The sequence below is a fragment of the Brenneria tiliae genome (assembly GCF_023347575.1).
In the GTDB taxonomy this organism is placed as follows: domain Bacteria; phylum Pseudomonadota; class Gammaproteobacteria; order Enterobacterales; family Enterobacteriaceae; genus Brenneria; species Brenneria corticis.
The window spans coordinates 85689-103430 of the sequence record NZ_JAKPCB010000088.1; the positions used below are offsets into that span (position 1 = coordinate 85689).

The window sequence follows — 17742 nt, forward strand, 5'->3', positions numbered from 1 at the left end:
GGAGTAGACAATGAAACAATGGCTGGAAAATTCCATCATGACCCAGCGCGGGGTGGGAGCGCGGCGTAAGCCGGTTACCCATCATCTGACCGAAGAGATGCAGCAGGAGTTTCACTACACCATCGGCCCCTACTCCACCCCGGTGCTGACCATCGATCCCGGCGATCGGGTGATTGTCGACACCCGCGACGCCTTTGAAGGCGCGATTCAGTCCGAACGGGATATTCCCAGCCAGCTGCTGAAAATGCCGTTCCTCAACCCGCAGAACGGCCCGATTATGGTCAAGGGCGCGGAAAAAGGCGACGTTCTGGCGGTGTATATCGAATCGATGCTGCCCAGGGGAGAAGATCCGCACGGCATCTGCGCCATGATCCCCCATTTCGGCGGGCTGACCGGCACCGACCTGACGGCAATGCTCAACGATCCGCTGCCGGAGAAGGTGCGGTTGATCAAGCTGGACAGTGAAAAGGTCTACTGGAGCAAACGCCACACGCTGCCTTACAAACCCCATATCGGCACCCTGAGCGTGTCGCCGGAAATCGACTCCATCAACTCGCTGACGCCGGATAATCACGGCGGCAATATGGACGTCCCCGATATCGGCCCCGGCAGCATCACCTATCTGCCGGTGCGCTCGCCGGGCGGACGGCTGTTTATCGGCGATGCCCACGCCTGCCAGGGCGACGGCGAAATTTGCGGCACGGCGGTGGAATACCCTTCCGTCACCACCATCAGGGTGGATCTGATCAAAAACTGGTCCATCAACTGGCCCCGCATGGAAAATGATACCTCCATCATGAGCATCGGCAGCGCCCGGCCGCTGGAAGACGCCACCCGCATCGCCTACCGGGATCTTATCTACTGGCTGGTGGAGGATTTTGGTTTCGAACAGTGGGACGCCTATATGCTGCTGAGCCAGTGCGGCAAAGTCCGGCTGGGGAATATGGTGGACCCGAAATACACCGTCGGCGCCATGCTCGACAAAACGCTGCTGGCGCATTAATGATTCCCGCTATCGCGGCGAATCGCGCCGGGCCAAGTTCCGCAACCAACATTAAGCGAGTCAATATGGGGTCGGCCACACCAATCACCATCGGTTTACTCTACTCGTCCAGCGGCGTGACCGCCGCGCAGGAGCAATCGCAACTGCGCGGCGCGACCCTGGCAATCGAAGAAATCAATCACAACGGCGGCATCAACGGCCGCCCGCTGCAGGCCATTCATCTCGATCCGCACTCCGACAACGCGCGCTTCCGGTCGCTGGCGGAACAGCTGATCGTCGAACATCACGTCAATGTGATCTTTGGCGGCTATACCTCCAGCAGCCGCAAGGCGATGTCCCCCATCGTGGAGAAATACCAGAAGCTGCTGTTTTACTCCCAGCTCTATGAAGGGTTCGAATTCTCCGAGAACATCTTTTACGGCGGCGCGGCCCCCAACCAGAACTGCGTCCAGTTGGAGGATTACCTGACCAGCCATTTCGGCGCCAGGGTGTATATGATCGGCTCCCGTTACGTTTTCCCTTACGAATGCAACCGCAATATGCAGGAACTGCTGTTGCAGCGGGACGACGGCGCGGTGATCGGCGAACGCTATCTGGATCTCAATGCGCCGTATGAGGCTTTCCTGCCGGTGCTGGAGGAGATCCGCAAAAAACAGCCGGACTTTATCTTCAGCACGGTCATCGGCCAGACCGTGCCCTATCTTTATCGCGCCTATCACGAGGTCGGGCTTGATGCCGCGCGGACGCCCATCGGCAGTCTGAATACCTCTGAAACCGAAATCGCCATTATGGGCGCCGAACTGGCGGTAGGACACTTCACCTCCTCGCCCTATTTCCAGAGCCTGCAAACCCGCGCCAACCTGGCGGCGCTGGACAAATTTCATCAGATGTTCGGCCCGGACCTGACCACCGATATGAACTGGGAAGCGACCTACAGCCAGATACACCTGTTCGCCAACGCCATGCGGGAGTGCGGCAGCGACGCCATGCCGTGTTTATCCTCCGCGCTGCGGGGCAGCGAATTCGATTCCCCGCAGGGCCGGATCAGGATCGATCCGCTGAACCAGCATACCGGGCTTTACCCGCGCATCGGCAAAGCCGACGCCGCCGGGCAATTCACCATCGTGCGTGAGTCCCGTCGCATCGTGGCGCCCGATCCTTATATGACCAATCAGGTTCAGGGAGACTGGGTCACCAAACTGACAAAAGTGGAGTATCCCAATGCGCCGTAACGACTCCCGCAACAGCACCACCGCTCTGCTCCTCAGCCGGGGGATCCGCTGCGTGGTGCTGCATCCCGATGATGAAGATGGTGAAACCCTGACCCGTCATCTGCGACGCATGGGATTCAAAGTCAGGGCGTTCTGGCCGATACCGGAACAGCTTCCCGCCGATACCGATCTGATTTTCTTCGCCCCGCAGTCGGACCAGCCGGAACCGGACGTTCCCTGGCTGGATCACTCCCGGCATGCGCTGATTTCGATCATCGCCTATGAAAATCCGACCTTTATCGATCAGGCGCTGAATATGGGGGCCGGAGCGACCATCACCACCCCGATCCGCGCTTCCGGCCTGCTCTCTTCGATGGTGGTGGCGTTGCATCACCGGCAACAGCAGCAGCGGATGATGGAGCGCATCGAACGCCTGGAAAAGAAGATGCTGGGGATCCGCCAGGTCAGCGAAGCCAAAGCGATATTGATGCGCATACACGGCATCAGCGAGGAGCGGGCCTATGAAATCCTGCGCCATCAGGCGATGGATAAACGCATTACGGTGGAGGAGATCTCCAGCGTACTTATCCAGGCCAACGATGTTTTTTCCATGACCGCGCCGGTCAAGAAAGAGTGAGCGGCCTAGCGCCGCCACGGGTTTATTTTTCCTGCCGCGCCGCCGCTTGCGCCGGTCGTCGCGGCGACATTAACCGTTAGTAAGGATTCGCCATGTCAACAGCTCCTTTTCTCGCCGCCGCCGTCCAGTTCGAACCGGTGATGTTCGCCAAAGAAGAGAATATCGCCCGTCTGCTGGATCTGGTGGAACAGGCCGCCCGCCAGGGGGCCAAACTGATCACCACGCCGGAGATGGCGACAACCGGCTACTGCTGGTATGACCGGCAGGAGATCGCCGACCAGGTGGAAACCGTGCCCGGCGAAACGTCGGCGCGTTTTAGCGAACTGGCGCAGCGCTATCAGTGCCATATCGTGCTGGGAATGCCGGAAGTGGATGCGGAAAGCCAACTGTATTACAACAGCGCGCTGCTGATCGGCCCGCAGGGGGTGATCGGCCGCCACCGCAAAAGCCACCCCTATATTTCCGAACCCAAGTGGGCGGCGGCGGGCGACGTCGGGCATCAGGTGTTTGATACGCCGCTCGGCAAGATCGGCATTCTGATCTGCATGGATATCCATTTCCCCGAAACCGCCAGACTGCTGGCGCTGGCGGGAGCGGATATCATCTGTCACGTCAGCAACTGGCTGGCGGAACGCGCCCCGGCGCCCTACTGGATCAGCCGCGCCATGGAAAATAGCTGCTATCTGCTGGAAAGCAACCGCTGGGGGCTGGAGCGCGGCGTGCAGTTCAGCGGCGGCAGCGGGATTATCGCCCCGGACGGCACGATCCTGGACGTGGTGGATAACGGGGACGGCATTGCCTACGGCGAGATTGACGTGCGGCTCAGCCGCCGGCGCCAGGTTTTGGGCGAGCCGGTGTTCGCCCAGCGGCGGCCGCAGGAGTATCACGCGCTGCTTAGCGACAGCTTTCTGTGGAACCCGGCGGACTTTTTCGGCCTTTACGGTCATCGTCCCCTGCCGGCGGGCAAACAGAGCCGTATTACCGTCTGCCAGTTCTCCCCCGCCGATAGCGTTGAGGAGAATCTCGCCCGGATCGTGGCGCTGACGCAGGAGGCGGTCGGCCGGCAACAAAGCGAACTGGTGGTGTTTCCCGAAATGGCGCTGACCGGCCATGGCGCGCCGCAAACCAACGCCCAGACGCCGGACGCCCCGGCGCTGCGGTCATTGATCCAGCTGGCCATGACGCTGCGGGTGTATCTGGTGGTCGGCATGGCGGAACGACAGGAAGAGAAATATTACAACACCCAGGTACTGCTGGGACCGGAAGGGACGATCGGCAGCTACCGCCAGATGCATCTGCCCCTGGCCTATCAGTCGTGGGCGACGGCCGGCGAACGGTGGGGCGTATTCGATACGCCGCTGGGGCGCCTGGGTCTGCTGTCAGGCAATGACGCGTTGTTTCCCGAATCAGGCCGAATTCTCACCCTGATGGGCTGCGACATCGTGGCCTGTTCGGCCGCGCTCGGCGACGGTTTCGTCAGCGGCCACGGCGGCAGCCAGGTTGCGCAAAATTACCCGATCCCGGTGGGGGCCGATCCGCTGCACTGGCATTTGTTGCGCACCCGCGCCGGTGAAAACAATTTCTATCTGGCCTTTGCCAACGGCCTGGACACGCACCGCCAGCGCGGCGGATACAGCGGGATATTCGGACCGGAAACCTTCGTCTTCCCACGGCATGAACAGGCGCTGTGGCAGGAGCCGGGCATCGCGACCCTGACCGTCGATACCGCTTCGCCGGCGGGCAGCCCGGTGCCGACGAACGCCGTCAGGCGCAAGGATCTGGTGGCGATGCGTCAGGTGCACCATTACCGGCCGCTGCTGCTCGATCAACGCTAACCATCCCACTCATTAGAAAAAATAATCAGAGACACCGCCTGCCAGGCGGTGTCTCTGCGAATGTAACGCATGGTTGCCATTTTTTGCACTGATTAAATATTAGAATTTTTTAACATATCGCCAATACTTTCCTGTAGGTAATACGCTTACCCATGGGGGAAAACAATGCTCAACGGCTATACGATAGGCGATTATTTACTGGATCGTCTTGCTCAAACCGGCATCAGACATCTTTTCGGCGTACCGGGCGATTACAATCTGCAATTTCTCGATTGCGTGATCAACCATAAGCAGATCGCCTGGGTCGGCTGCGCCAACGAACTGAATGCCGCCTATGCCGCCGATGGATATGCGCGCTGTAAACCCGCCGCCGCCCTGCTGACCACCTTTGGCGTCGGCGAACTCAGTGCGATTAACGGCATTGCCGGCAGTTACGCCGAATACGTACCGGTTATTCATATCGCCTTCGCCCCCAGTCTGTTATCACAGCACAAAGGCGAGCTGCTGCACCACACGTTGGGAGACGGCGATTTCGGCCACTTTCAGCGCATGGCGGCTGAGGTCACCGCCGCCTGCGCCGCGCTTACCGTCGCCAACGCAACCATGGAGATCGATCGGGTGGTGGCAGAAGCGCTGCGCCTCCACCGGCCGGTTTACTTATTGCTGCCGCTGGATGTGGCCGCCGCGGCAACGGAAAACCGCCCCTATCCGTTGCCGATAGCAGAGCCGGCGTGCTCTGACGCCTCTCTGCAAGCATTCATCGCCGCGGCGACGGCCATGCTCGGTAAGGCGAATTCAGTGTCGCTGCTGGCGGATTTTCTTGCCGAACGCTTCGGCGCCGCCGGCGCGCTACAACGCTGGCTGGATCATACGCCTTTCCCGCACTCGACCCTGCTGATGGGTAAAAGCACGCTGAACGAACAACATCCCTGCTTTACCGGCACCTATGCGGGCAGCGCCAGCGGTGAGAACATAAGATTGCTGATTGAAGATGCCGATGCCATCGTCTGCGTCGGCGTCCGCTTTGCCGATACCATTACCGCCGGATTCAGCCAGCATATTCCCGTTGAAAAAAGTATCGATATTCAGCCTTTCGCCGCCCGCGTGGGGCATAAAACCTTTGCCAATATCCCGATGCTGGCCGCAATCGAAGCCCTGGAGAAGATAACGTCCACGCTTTCATCTCGCTGGCAACACCCGGCGATCGTCCCGCCGGCTCCCCTGGCCTCCAATGAAAAAGATACGCTGGATCAACGGGGGTTCTGGCGGCAAATCCAGGGGTTCCTGCGCCCCGGCGATATCATCGTCGCCGAACAGGGAACGGCCTGCTTTGGCTCCGCCAGCCTGCGGCTGCCGCAAGATTGCCGGTTTATCGTTCAGTCACTATGGGGATCTATCGGCTATACGCTGCCCGCCGCTTTCGGCGCGCAAATGGCGGCCCCGGAACGCCGGGTCGTACTGCTGATAGGCGACGGTTCGCTCCAGCTCACGGTACAGGAACTGGGTTCCATCATTCGCAACGATCTCCAGATCGCGATCTTTATACTCAACAATCAGGGATATACCGTTGAGCGGGCGATACACGGCCCGCAGCAGCGCTACAATGACATCGCCGCCTGGAACTGGACGCTGCTGCCCGCCGCGCTGGGCGGCGACAGCGATAATATTCTCTCCCGGCAAACCACAACGCCATCGCAGCTGGCCGAGACCCTGGATGAAATAAACCGCCGGCCCCGCCTGGCGCTGGTTGAAGTGGTGTTGCCCCAAATGGATATGCCGGACCTGCTACAGGCCGTTTCCCAATCCCTTGAGCGGCGCAACAGCGCGCATTGATGTGAAAAAGGCGCTATTGGTAATAGCGACGCCAAATCCGTCATCCCCGCACGCCCAAACCCGTCATCCCCGCACGCCAAACCCGTCATCCCCGCGTAGGCGGGGATCTCAGCAATACCGAACCGCTTGCGAAAGCAGATCCCTGCCTACGGACGCAGGGATGACGGAGGTGATTGCCGGGGATGACCGGTGGTGGTATTGGGTGGGTTTGTCAGCAAACTCAAAAGGCGCTCAGTGAGCGCCTTTCCCGTTATTGCATTAAGCGAGCTTACAGAATTTCCAGCAGCTCGACTTCAAAAATCAGGGCGCTGAACGGCGGAATAGACGCGCCGGCGCCGCGTTCGCCATAGGCCAGATTGTGGGGGATATACAGCTCCCACTTGGAGCCGACCGGCATCAGGGTCAAGGCTTCAATCCAGCCGGGGATCACCCCGCTGACCGGGAATTCGGCGGGCTGGCCGCGTTCGACCGAGCTATCGAACACGCTGCCGTCAATCAGGCGACCGGTATAATGAACGCGCACCCGATCCTGACGAGACGGGATCTCTCCGTCGCCCTGAGTCAGTACGCGGAACTGCAAGCCTGATTCGGTGCTGCTCACGCCCTCTTTCTGCGCATTTTCCGCCAGGAACCGCTGTCCTTCAACCGCCAGCGCCTGCTGACGCTCGCGGCGCACGGCATCGGCGCGTTCATGCACCTCACGCAGGGCGCGATGAACCACATCCACCGGGACCGCCGGCACATTGCCTTCCAGCGCATCGCGCAAACCGGCGACCAGGGCTTCCGGGATCAAACCTTCCAGACCAGATTCCTGTAGCTGTTGACCCACCTGTAAACCGATGCCGTAACTTGCCTGCGCCTCGACGCTATCAAAAGAAGGGGTTGTCATGCATGTTCCTTTTAAACTGTAAAAAACCGAAAGCGCAGCATAACAGCGCCGGAGATTAGGGTAAAATCCTGTGTGCGGATGAATAACTTTTATCTGCTAATCGATAGGGTAATTCCGGCTCACTGGCCTATACTGGAAATTCAGAACATTCTGTACTTCTGTTTCCTTAAGCATCAAAGAGTTAGCTGGTTATTATCCGCTTGTTACCGATATACTAACCTGTTTCCATTTATATACCGTTGCAAGAGAGGTCACCATGGGCAGAATTGCGCCCAGGAAGCGGAAAGTTACCTGGGGTTATCAAGCGTTATTACGCCGCTGCCAGCGTTTTATTCATCGGCAACCCAAGCGTGCCGAGGATGAAACGGTGGAGGATCCCCAATCGCCGCCGTCATCCGGGCAGCGTATCAAGACCTCGTTGCGAAAAATCTGGCATCTGCCCGACCACTATGGCTGGATGGAACCGCTTCCTCCGTTCCATCGCCGCTGGATTTTAATTGCTATCGCGCTATTGCTGGCGCTATTGCTGTGGCCTTACAGCCCGCCCCAGACTCAGCCGCCGCAAACGGTTTCCGCTCCGCTGGAACAGGCTGATGATAATGTTCCCATCCAGGCGGAAATTATCGAAAACCGGCCGGAGGCGCAACAGCCGCCCGCCGCCCCGCCGGTGCAACCCCCGCCGCAAAATACGCCCACGCCCTGGCGCAACTATCAGATTGCCTCGGGCCAGACGCTGGCGCAGCTATTTCGCGACAACAATCTGCCGGTGAGCGACGTTTTCGCCATGGCTCAGGTGGAAGGCAACGACAAACCGCTCAGCAACCTGCGAGCCGGTCAGGCGGTCAAATTGCAGTTGAACGCGCAAGGCACGGTGGCGGTGCTGGAAATAGAAACCATCGATAACCAGGTCGTCAGGTTCACCCGCAACGCCGACGGCGCCTTTACCCGCGCCCGCTGATTTCCCCGTCTCGAAAATGCAAAACGCCGGCACAAGGCCGGCGTTTTACTCGTCACTGTCAGCGATTACGCTTCAGCAACGACAACCACATTCAGCGTAGCGAACACATCGCTGTGTACCTGGAAGCTCACTTCGTGCTCGCCCAGAGTACGCAGAACGCCGTTCGGCAGGCGAACTTCGCTCTTCGCAATGTCAACACCGGCCGCGGTTACCGCATCAGCGATATCGCGAGTACCGATGGAGCCGAACAGTTTACCTTCGTCGCCCGCTTTAGACGCGATGGTAACGCTGCCCAGTTCTTTGATCTTGGCGGCGCGAGCTTCGGCGGCAGACAGAACGTCGGCCAGTTTGGCTTCCAGTTCCGCGCGACGCGCTTCGAAGAACTCAACGTTTTTCTTGGTTGCCGGCACGGCTTTGCCCTGCGGAACCAGGAAGTTGCGAGCATAGCCCGCTTTAACGTTTACCTGATCACCCAGGCTGCCCAGGTTTGCTACTTTATCAAGCAGAATAACTTGCATTACCTTATCCTCTCAAAGTCTCGTTAATGGACAGTGGCCGATTACTGATGACGATCGGTGTACGGCAACAAAGACAAGTAACGCGCACGCTTGATAGCGCGAGCCAGCTGACGCTGGTATTTTGCACGAGTACCGGTGATACGGCTCGGAACAATCTTGCCGCTTTCAGTGATATAGTTTTTCAGCGTAGCGATGTCTTTATAGTCGATCTCTACAACGCCTTCCGCGGTGAAACGGCAGAACTTGCGACGACGGAAATAACGTGCCATTTGGCTAGTCTCCAGAATCTATCAATTCAATCTGCTCGGCATGCAACACAATTTTACTCAGGCCATTGCGCCCTTGATGGCAGCTAATAAACCCCTGTACGGTGAGTTGCGTGCCGACCGTTATACTGTGGGTAAATGCTTGTGACGTTGGTCCACTGACAATCACGGGCATACGACACCATGCTTGCCGGTTGAATCCGGCTTCCTCCTGCGCCGATCGGTGCTCGAGCACAAACTGGCAGTGAGGAATACCCGAAGGACTGACTTTACGAATGGGGGTCTTGCACACCGTGCCCGACAACACCAGACGATTGGTCGTCACCACGACAATTACTCTTCAGAATCCCCAGCATCCGCATCATCGCCGGCTTCTGCGAAATCTTCACGACGCTCACGGCGCTCGTCTTTCGCTTTGACCATCGGAGATGCTTCGGTTACCGCGTGTTTAACGCGCATAATCATGCTGCGGATAACGGCGTCGTTGAAGCGGAAGTTTGTTTCCAGCTCGTCGATCACTTCCTGCGGCGCTTCAACGTTCAGCAGAACGTAGTGAGCCTTGTGCAGTTTGTTGATCGGGTAAGCCAGTTGACGGCGGCCCCAGTCTTCCAGACGGTGGATCGTACCTTCCGCCGCCGTGATGGCGCCGGTATAGCGTTCGATCATGCCTGGAACCTGTTCGCTTTGGTCAGGATGAACCATAAAAACGATTTCGTAATGACGCATCGAATTGCTCCTTACGGATTATTCAGCCTCCTGTCAGGGTCAACCGCGGCCCATGGAAGCAAGGAACGTGTGTATGTGTGCGGCTGAAAAAATGACGCGTAAGTATAGTGTTCCCGGCGCGAGAACACAAGCGGCGACGGCGGATATTATCAGACCGGCCAAACCGCGCCAGGCCGGCGCGCCGGGTCGTCAATTCTCACAGGCGCGGCCTCTTCAACGCGGCATGCGCGGGATGCCGGCCAACAGCTTTTGCGTATACCCATGGCGCGGCGCGGCGAGAATATCCTCCACCCGGCCGCTCTCCACAATGCGGCCGCGCTCCACAATCACCATCTCTTCGCACAGCGCGGCCACCACGCTCAGATCGTGCGATACCAGTACCAGCGTAAGGCTATGCGATAAGGTTTTCAGCAGTTCCACAATGCGGACTTTGGTCGCCAAATCGAGCGCGCTGACGGCCTCATCGGCCAGCAGCACCGCCGGACGGGAAACTATCGCCCGGGCAATGGCGATGCGCTGACGCTGACCGCCGGAAAAGGCGTGCGGGTAACGATCGAGGCTCTCTTCCGCCAGCCCCACCGCATTGAGGACCTCCAGCACCCTCGGCTCCACCGGGCCGGGGATCCCCAGCGAGCGCAAAGGTTCGGCGATGATATCCCGCACCCGCTGGCGGGGATCCAGCGATGAATAGGGATCCTGAAAGACCACCTGCACCGCTTTGCGGTAATCGCGCATAAACGCGCGGTTGGCGGGATCCAACCGCGCGCCGTTAAAGCGGATCTCCCCCTGCGACGGCCTGATCAACCCCAGCAGGAGCCGCAGCAGGGTGGTTTTGCCCGATCCCGATTCACCGACGATCCCGACATTCACCCCGCGCCGGATTTGCAGCGAAACGTCATTGAGTATGCGCCGATCCCTGTGGTAGCCGAAGGCCACATGACTGACCTCGATCAGGCTCATGACGGACCGCCCAGTAACTTGTCAAACGCGCGCGCGGTGGCGACCAGCATTTGGGTATAGCCATTTTTCGGCTGGCTGAATACCGCAGCCAGCTTGCCCTGCTCGACCAGATGCCCGTTATTCATCACCATCACGTCGTCGGCGACTTTCGCCACCACCGGCAGGTCATGGCTGATAAACAGCAGCGCGGAGCCTTGTTCGCGCACCAGGTCGGTCAATAACGTTAAAATCTCCGCCTGAGTGGTCACATCCAGCGCCGTCGTGGGTTCATCCGCAATCAGCAGCGCCGGCCGGCAGGCCAGCGCCATGGCTATCGCCACCCGCTGACGCTGCCCGCCGGACAGCTCATGCGGCCAGGCCGCGGCGATCCTCTGCGGCGGCGACAGCGCCACCCGTTCGAGCCAGTTCAATACTTCGCGCTCCACCGTGCGGCGATCGGCCGCGCGCCCGTCGCGCAGCGCCCGGCGCCTGAGCGGTTCCGCCAATTGCCGACCGATTTTCATCAACGGATCCAGCGCGGTCAGCGGCTCCTGAAACACCATTGCCGCGCCGTCGCCGCGCAGCCGGGTCAGTTGCCGATCGCCGGCGCCGATAACCTGCCGATCGGCCAGCACCACGGAGCCCTGCGCCTGAATCCCGGCCGGCAGCAGCCCGATAACCGCCAGCGCGGTGAGTGATTTTCCCGATCCCGACTCGCCGATTAACCCCACCCGTTCTCCCGGCGCAATGGTAAAGGATAGATCCGACACCAGCGTCTGTCGGCCCGAGCGCAACGACAGCGCGTCCACGCGAAGCAGCGGGTTCATCAGCGTCTCCCCTGGGCGGCATCGGCCGCGGCCCTGAGGCCATCCGCCAGCGAATTGACGCCAATAACCAGCGTCACCAGGGCGATGCCGGGGGCGATCGCCGCCAAAGGCGCGCTATATAGGGTGCCCTGCGCCTCCTGCAACAGCCGTCCCCAGGACGCCTCCGGCGGCGGCGCGCCAAGCCCCAGATAAGACAAAGAGGCTTCGGCAATCACCGCCAGACCGAACTGCAAGGCTATATTCACCGACAGCGTCGGCCAGATATTCGGTAAAATATGCCGCATCACAATGCCGGCCCACGACGTGCCCGAGGTCCGGGCGGCGCTAATATAGTCCATGCGCAACACCCGTTTCGCCAGAATGCGCGTCAGGCGCGCCACAATCGCGGAAACGGCGATCCCCAGCGCCATAACGGCCGACCCCAGGCTGGCGCCATCGCCGGCCGCCACGATCAGCATCGCCAGCAGCAGCGTGGGAAACGCGATAAGAATATCCAGCGTCACCGCCAGCACGTCATCCAGCGTACGGCTGGCGAACGCCGCCAGCAGGCCAAGGGGCACGCCGATCGCCAGCCCGACGATCGCCGCGCCGCACCCCACCTGCAACGCGATACGCCCGCCGATCATGATCTGGGTAAACAGATCCCGCCCCAGTTTATCCGTGCCGGCCCAGTGCGCCATGGATGGCGCGGCCAGCCGTCCGCCGCTCATCGCCGTGGGGTCATAGGGCGTCCAGAACAGGGTGGTCAGCGCGACGATGATATGGATGCCCACCAACACTATCCCCAGGATTAACGTCGGTGAATAGGTGGCGCATCGCCTGCGGGCAACAGGGACCGGGAGAATCATGGCGCCGTTCCCGACGCGCCGCCGCGTAAGCGCGGATCGATCAGCCGTTGGGCCACATCGGCGATAAAGCCAATCAGCAGCACCAGCAGCGTGGAAACCAGCAGCACGCCCTGCACGTTGGGATAATCCCGCTGGCCGATGCCCAGCAGCAGCATCGATCCCAGACCGGGCAGCGCGAACACCTGCTCGACCACCACCGCCCCCAGCAAGGTTGAAGCGAGTTCAATGCCGAGGATGGCAATCACCGGGACTGCGCCATTGCGGATACCGTGCCTGATAAGCGCCTGCGGAAAACTGGCGCCCAGCGCCCGCGCGGTGCGCAGATAATCGCTGCCCAGCACGTCCTGGGTGGCCGAACGCACGTAGCGTAACAGGGAAGCCGACATAACGATCGCGATGGTACTCACCGGCAGAATAAAACTTTGCAACGCCGCCGGAAGATCTTGCCAGCCCTCGGAGGGAAACCCGGCGGAAGGGAACAGCCGCAGATTGACGGCAAAAATCGTTACCAGCAGGATGCCGATCCAGAATACCGGCACCGCGATGCCGATCTGCGAGACCACCGAAATCAGCGCGCCGTACCAGCGTTCAGCCTTTACCGCCGCGATAATACCCAGCGGCGCGGCAATCACTATCGCCAGCACAAAGGAAAGCAGCGTGAGCGGCAGGGTTACGGTCAGCCGGGCGCGAATTTCATCGGCCACCGGCACGCCGCTGACAAACGAGGAGCCCAGCTCGAAACGCCACAGCTGGTGTACGAACCGCCAGAACTGCTGTAGCACGGGGAGGTCCGATCCCACCTGACGCCGCGCCGCGGCGATCTGTTCCGGATCCGCCCCGATTGAAACCAATGCATTGGCCGGATCGCCGGGCAGCAGGCGCAACAGGACGAACAGCACGCCGATGGCGATAAAGGCGGACAGCAGCAGAATAATGGAACGACGGAGCAGATAAACGGCCATAGTATCGTGATAACCAACCTTGATTTAATGCCCCTGCCCGCCATGAAAGCGGGTCGCCGTCATCTCTGGCGCTTCTTGATATTCCAGGCGAAAAACTGCGCATTCAAGCCATTCACCGGGTAGCCGTCGATGGTATTGGCCGCCACCACGATTTGCGGATAGAGATACAGCCAGCCGCTCGCCGCATCGTCGGCGATGATGCGGTTCGCTTCGGTCAGCTTGCGCGTCTGTTCCTCTTCGCTGGACGCCAGCTCCGCCTCTTTAATCAACGCGCTAACCCGCGGATTATCATAGCCCCAATAAAAATCGGGATCGCCATAAAACACGATGTCGCGGTGGTTCACATGTTCCTGCAACGTCGCCTGGAAATTATGCGCCTTATAGATTTTCGTGTACCACTCATTGGCGGTGATCACGTTGATTTTTATCTTGATCCCCACCTTCGCCAGCTCGTTTTGCAGAAACTGCGCCACGATGGGATGCGGATCGTAGTTCGGCGTGTCCAGCGTAAAGGTAAAGCCGTCCGGATAACCGGCCTGCGCCAGCAGCTCCTTCGCGCTCTGTGGGTTATAGCCGTTTACCCCGGTCAAATCCACGTACCAGGGGTCGGTCGGCGGCACAAAAGAGCCGATCGGCGTGCCATAGTCGCCCCAGATAGAGGTCAGCAGCTTGCGGGTATCGATAGCGCGAATAATCGCCCGGCGGACATTGGCGTCGTTGAAAGGGGCGACGCGGTCGTTGTAGGCCAGCAGCAGCTTGGTGGTGGAATGGCCTTCCGTCACCGTAAAGGCCGGGTTATCTTTGAACTGCGCCAGCGAATCCGGACTCTGCACCGAGGTAATGATATCGACCGCGCCGGTCAGCAACGCGTTGTTCAGCGCCGAGGCGTCGGTAAAGTACTGAAAAACCACGCCGGCGTTGGTCGGTTTGTCACCCCAGTAGCCGTCAAACCGCTTCAGCGCCAGCGCCGAACCGCGCCGCCAGTTTTGTAACTGATAGGGGCCGGTGCCGTCCTCACGGGTCGTGAGGCTGGTGGCCCGATCGTTGACAATCCACACGTAGCTGAGGTTGTACGCCAGCGAAATAGAGGGCGAAGAGAGCGTGACGACCACCGTGCGATCGTCCGGCGTGTCGATCCCGGCAATGGCTTTCAGGCTATTCTTGCGCGAGCTTTTCGATTCCGGCGCCAGCACCCGTTGAATACTGAATTTTACATCCGCCGCCGTCAGCGTTTTCCCGGAATGAAACCGCACGCCCGGACGCAGCGTAAAACGATATACCAGACCATCCTCGCTGACCTGGTAATCCGTCACCAGCTGTTTTTCCACCCTGCCTTTATCGGTCAGTTGAAACAGCGCCTCATACACATTGCCGTTAAACGCTTCGTTGATTCCCTGCCCGGCGCCGGCGGTATTGTCCAGATTTTGCGGTTCCGCCAGGGAGCCGATTTTAATGGCGGCCTCAGGATCAAAGCTTGCGGCCGCCGCCAGCGTGGCAAACAACGCCGCGGCCATCGACAACGCCACTACCGCCGCGCTGCGCAATAGCCGTCCGCGCATCCGTTCGCCCCACAACACCATCGATTGATACATACTCAGCTCCCGACCAGATAAGGAATCCATTACGCTGTGGATATTCGTCGCCATTGTTTCCGCCTACGCGGTCAGATGCCGCTGAAAAAAATCACCCCCCGCCCGCAGCGCCAGCGGCGTGATGCGGTGCGTCACGCCCGCCTCGGTCAGATAGGTCAGATTGCTATCCTGGCCGCTTGCTTTCAGCGCCTGATATAAACGCGCGCTCTCCCGCGCCGGCACCACGTCGTCCGCGTCGCCGTGCCATAGCAGTAAGGGACGATCGGCCAACGCCGCCAGACGGGGGGAAACATCGTACTCGGCGAGCGTGGCGGACAGTTCCCGGCGCGCAATATCTGCGCCCGCGCTGTCGGCAGGCACCGGGGGATAGAGCGCATGGGACAGGGTGGAAAAATAGCCCGATCCCATAAAGGCCGCCACGGCGGAAATCCAGGGGTAGCGCGCCATGCTCCCCAGCGCGCTCATGCCCCCCAGGGAAGCGCCGCACACGCCGATGCGTTCGTCGGCGATCAACCCGCGCCGCCGATACTCTTCCACATAGCCGGGCAATTCACGAATATTAGACTGCAGAATGTCCCAAAAATGGCGCAGCCGCCGGGCGTCGTCGCCGTCATAACGGGCGCCGTGCATGGCGGCGTCCGGCAAAATCACCCGAAAGCCGGCCTCGGCCAGCGCGTAGCCGAAATAGGAGTAGACCTCTTTTGAGGAGAGGTAACCGTGAAAGAAAAAAATAGTTGGCAAGGGAAGATGGTGTTTACCGCCGGGAACCGCATGCAAAGCATTAATACCGTTAATGGTATCCAGTGAAATTTCAACCATGTCCTTTTTCTCTACCTGTCATCGCCCAATTTTGAACGTAAGCCCGATGAAAAACACCATAGCACCAAAAAGACGTTCTTTTTAAAAACAAATTCGCAATGGTTTAGCTCAAACATGGCAATGCGGCGCTGATAAAATCTCCCTGAACCCGAGCGCGGGCGCAGGATAAATCCCTACGGGATGGCGATAAAGCGCGCTACACTCATCAGGCTGACAAACGTTATGGAGCAATGCACCATGCTGAGAGCTTTACTGACGGCGGCTTTCTCGCTATGCGTCGCCGCCTGCGGCACGCTGGCCGGCGCGCCGGCCTCTCCGCCGCCGCCGACGGAACGGGCGCAGCTGATTACCTACGCGCAAACCGCCGCGTTGCAAAAAATCGGCACCGCGTCCGTTAGCGTAAACGGCAGCCCGGATGACGCGGATCGGGCCATTCAGCGCCGGGCGGATGAGCAAGGCGCTCGTTACTACACCATCGTGCTGAAATCCGAGCGCGCCACGCTTCCCGGCGTCTGGTTCGCCCGCGCGGTGCTATACCGCTGAGGCCGCCCTCCTGAAAATCAGGGCGACCGCGGCCGGCGACGCCTCAGTATGTCATACAGGCCGCGTTCAGAATCCCGCCGCCCAGCGAGGCCGTGCATAGGAAAACGCCGGACGCCACTTCATTATGCTGGATTCGCTGGCTGATAGCCGGCATATACAGCCGCACCGCGCCATAGATGACAAGCTGGATCACCAGCGCCACGATCCCCCAGGTGATGTAGTCAACCAGGCTGACCGAATTCACCGCCGCGCTGGCCAGCGGAATCACATACCCGATCAGCGCGCCGGCGAAACCGACGGCGGCGGCGCCGTTGTTCTGTTTAATCAGCGTCCACTCGTCATGCGGCGTGACGCGGGTATAGATAAACAGGAATGCCAGCACCATGACGAACCCGATGAAAAAGTAAGAAGCGAAAGCGAGTAATGCGCTGACAATAATCATGGCGTAAATTTCCTTTAGGTTACTGGGGTGGTGAATATAACGCGGCGCCGATGTCCGAGACAGGCGCCGGCAAAGCCGGCGCCAGATTAGCCGTCAACTACGCTGACGCACCGCTTCAAACAGGCATACGCCGGTGGCGACGGAAACGTTCAGCGAAGAGACGCTGCCCGCCATCGGAATGCCGATCAGTTCGTCGCAATGCTCGCGGGTCAGGCGGCGCATACCCTCGCCTTCAGCCCCCATCACCAGCGCCAGCGGCCCGGTCAGCTTGCTTTGGTACAGCGTATGGTCGGCTTCGCCCGCCGTGCCGACGATCCAGACATTGTGTTCCTGCAACAGTCGCAAGGTGCGGGCCAGGTTGGTCACGGCGATCAGTGGCACGCTTTCCGCCGCGCCGCAGGCCACCTTCTTCACCGTGGCGTTCATCTGCGCCGAACGATCGCGCGGCACGATAACCGCGTGCACCCCCGCCGCATCGGCGTTACGCAAACAGGCGCCGAGATTGTGCGGATCGGTAACGCCGTCCAGCACCAGTAAAAAAGGCGTCTCCAGCCCCTCCAGCAAGGCCGGCAGATCGTTCTCCTGATACTTCCGCCCCTCTTTGACCTTGGCGACAATACCCTGATGCACCGCCCCCTCGGCCTGGCTATCCAGCCACTGGCGGTTAGCCAGCTGGATCACGATACCCTGCGCTTCCAGCTCGGCAATCACCGGCTGCAGACGACGATCGTCGCGCCCCTTGAGGATGAAAACTTCCTGGAAACGTTGCGGATCGCGCTCCAGCAACGCTTTGACGGCGTGAATACCGTAAATAATTTCGCTCATTGCTACTCTTCAAATTAATCATAAACGGGCGGCGTCCGCCCGTTGGAGAGGCCCTACCCCACCCCTCCC

20 protein-coding genes are annotated in these 17742 nt (G+C 59.9%); 7 read left to right on the forward strand and 13 right to left on the reverse strand.

Going from position 1 to position 17742, the window contains the following annotated elements:
• The first annotated feature begins 10 nt into the window (after positions 1-10).
• The 5 genes from MFP24_RS03620 to MFP24_RS03640 all read left to right on the forward strand — a co-directional run bounded on the left by MFP24_RS03620 (position 11) and on the right by MFP24_RS03640 (position 6519).
• On the forward strand, positions 11-1003 hold the full coding sequence (locus tag MFP24_RS03620; RefSeq protein WP_249229210.1) for an acetamidase/formamidase family protein: 993 nt from the start codon (positions 11-13) through the stop codon (positions 1001-1003).
• Between the two features lie 65 nt (positions 1004-1068).
• Positions 1069-2235, forward strand: a complete 1167-nt coding sequence (locus tag MFP24_RS03625) for a transporter substrate-binding domain-containing protein (protein ID WP_249229209.1) — start codon at positions 1069-1071, stop codon at positions 2233-2235.
• Positions 2225-2851 (forward strand): ANTAR domain-containing response regulator, encoded by a 627-nt coding sequence (locus MFP24_RS03630; RefSeq protein WP_249229208.1) that lies wholly within the window; start codon positions 2225-2227, stop codon positions 2849-2851. The genes MFP24_RS03625 and MFP24_RS03630 overlap by 11 nt, the downstream gene beginning before the upstream one ends.
• Positions 2852-2943: 92 nt before the next feature.
• Positions 2944-4686, forward strand: coding sequence for a nitrilase-related carbon-nitrogen hydrolase (locus MFP24_RS03635; RefSeq protein WP_249229207.1), 1743 nt, complete (start codon positions 2944-2946; stop codon positions 4684-4686).
• Positions 4687-4851: 165 nt separating this feature from the next.
• Positions 4852-6519, forward strand: a complete 1668-nt coding sequence (locus MFP24_RS03640; protein ID WP_249229206.1) for an alpha-keto acid decarboxylase family protein — start codon at positions 4852-4854, stop codon at positions 6517-6519.
• Positions 6520-6787: 268 nt separating this feature from the next.
• Here the strand turns inward: MFP24_RS03640 and bamJ are convergent, their stop codons facing one another.
• The gene (gene bamJ / locus MFP24_RS03645; RefSeq protein WP_249229205.1) at positions 6788-7408 is read right to left on the reverse strand and encodes a BamJ family beta-barrel-assembly machinery protein; all 621 of its coding nucleotides are present in this window, start codon (positions 7406-7408) and stop codon (positions 6788-6790) included.
• Between the two features lie 256 nt (positions 7409-7664).
• Between bamJ and MFP24_RS03650 the strand changes: the two genes are divergently transcribed.
• On the forward strand, positions 7665-8366 hold the full coding sequence (locus MFP24_RS03650) for a LysM-like peptidoglycan-binding domain-containing protein (protein WP_249229204.1): 702 nt from the start codon (positions 7665-7667) through the stop codon (positions 8364-8366).
• 65 nt (positions 8367-8431) lie between these two features.
• On the opposite strand, the gene rplI is transcribed toward MFP24_RS03650, so the two are convergent.
• The 10 genes from rplI to yjfP form a co-directional block, all read right to left on the reverse strand.
• A complete protein-coding gene (gene rplI, locus MFP24_RS03655; RefSeq protein WP_249229203.1) occupies positions 8432-8884 on the reverse strand; it encodes a 50S ribosomal protein L9 in 453 nt (150 codons plus the stop codon).
• A gap of 41 nt (positions 8885-8925) precedes the next feature.
• Entirely contained in the window at positions 8926-9153 is a 228-nt protein-coding gene (rpsR, locus tag MFP24_RS03660) for a 30S ribosomal protein S18 (RefSeq protein ID WP_005974788.1), read from the reverse strand.
• 4 nt (positions 9154-9157) lie between these two features.
• Positions 9158-9478: a primosomal replication protein N gene (gene priB / locus MFP24_RS03665; protein WP_009111556.1), complete on the reverse strand. Its 321-nt coding sequence runs from the start codon at positions 9476-9478 to the stop codon at positions 9158-9160.
• Between the two features lie 5 nt (positions 9479-9483).
• Positions 9484-9876, reverse strand: a complete 393-nt coding sequence (rpsF, locus tag MFP24_RS03670; RefSeq protein WP_249229202.1) for a 30S ribosomal protein S6 — start codon at positions 9874-9876, stop codon at positions 9484-9486.
• Between the two features lie 213 nt (positions 9877-10089).
• Entirely contained in the window at positions 10090-10836 is a 747-nt protein-coding gene (locus tag MFP24_RS03675) for an ATP-binding cassette domain-containing protein (RefSeq protein WP_249229201.1), read from the reverse strand.
• Positions 10833-11642 (reverse strand): ATP-binding cassette domain-containing protein, encoded by an 810-nt coding sequence (locus MFP24_RS03680; protein WP_249229200.1) that lies wholly within the window; start codon positions 11640-11642, stop codon positions 10833-10835. Before MFP24_RS03680 ends, MFP24_RS03675 begins: the two co-directional genes overlap by 4 nt.
• The gene (locus MFP24_RS03685; RefSeq protein WP_249229199.1) at positions 11642-12490 is read right to left on the reverse strand and encodes an ABC transporter permease; all 849 of its coding nucleotides are present in this window, start codon (positions 12488-12490) and stop codon (positions 11642-11644) included. The genes MFP24_RS03680 and MFP24_RS03685 overlap by 1 nt, the downstream gene beginning before the upstream one ends.
• Positions 12487-13452 carry an ABC transporter permease gene (locus MFP24_RS03690; protein WP_249229198.1) on the reverse strand — a complete coding sequence of 322 codons (966 nt, stop codon included), beginning with the start codon at positions 13450-13452 and terminating at the stop codon, positions 12487-12489. Before MFP24_RS03690 ends, MFP24_RS03685 begins: the two co-directional genes overlap by 4 nt.
• Positions 13453-13511: 59 nt before the next feature.
• Positions 13512-15044, reverse strand: a complete 1533-nt coding sequence (locus MFP24_RS03695) for an ABC transporter substrate-binding protein (RefSeq protein WP_249229197.1) — start codon at positions 15042-15044, stop codon at positions 13512-13514.
• Between the two features lie 63 nt (positions 15045-15107).
• Positions 15108-15863, reverse strand: coding sequence for an esterase (gene yjfP / locus MFP24_RS03700; RefSeq protein ID WP_249229196.1), 756 nt, complete (start codon positions 15861-15863; stop codon positions 15108-15110).
• Positions 15864-16100: 237 nt separating this feature from the next.
• Here yjfP and bsmA point away from each other — a divergent pair, with 237 nt between their 5' ends.
• Positions 16101-16406 (forward strand): biofilm peroxide resistance protein BsmA, encoded by a 306-nt coding sequence (gene bsmA / locus MFP24_RS03705; protein ID WP_249229195.1) that lies wholly within the window; start codon positions 16101-16103, stop codon positions 16404-16406.
• Between the two features lie 43 nt (positions 16407-16449).
• Here the strand turns inward: bsmA and MFP24_RS03710 are convergent, their stop codons facing one another.
• A complete protein-coding gene (locus tag MFP24_RS03710) occupies positions 16450-16848 on the reverse strand; it encodes a DUF350 domain-containing protein (RefSeq protein ID WP_249229194.1) in 399 nt (132 codons plus the stop codon).
• Between the two features lie 93 nt (positions 16849-16941).
• Positions 16942-17673, reverse strand: coding sequence for a 23S rRNA (guanosine(2251)-2'-O)-methyltransferase RlmB (gene rlmB, locus MFP24_RS03715; RefSeq protein WP_249229193.1), 732 nt, complete (start codon positions 17671-17673; stop codon positions 16942-16944).
• Positions 17674-17742 lie beyond the last annotated feature (69 nt).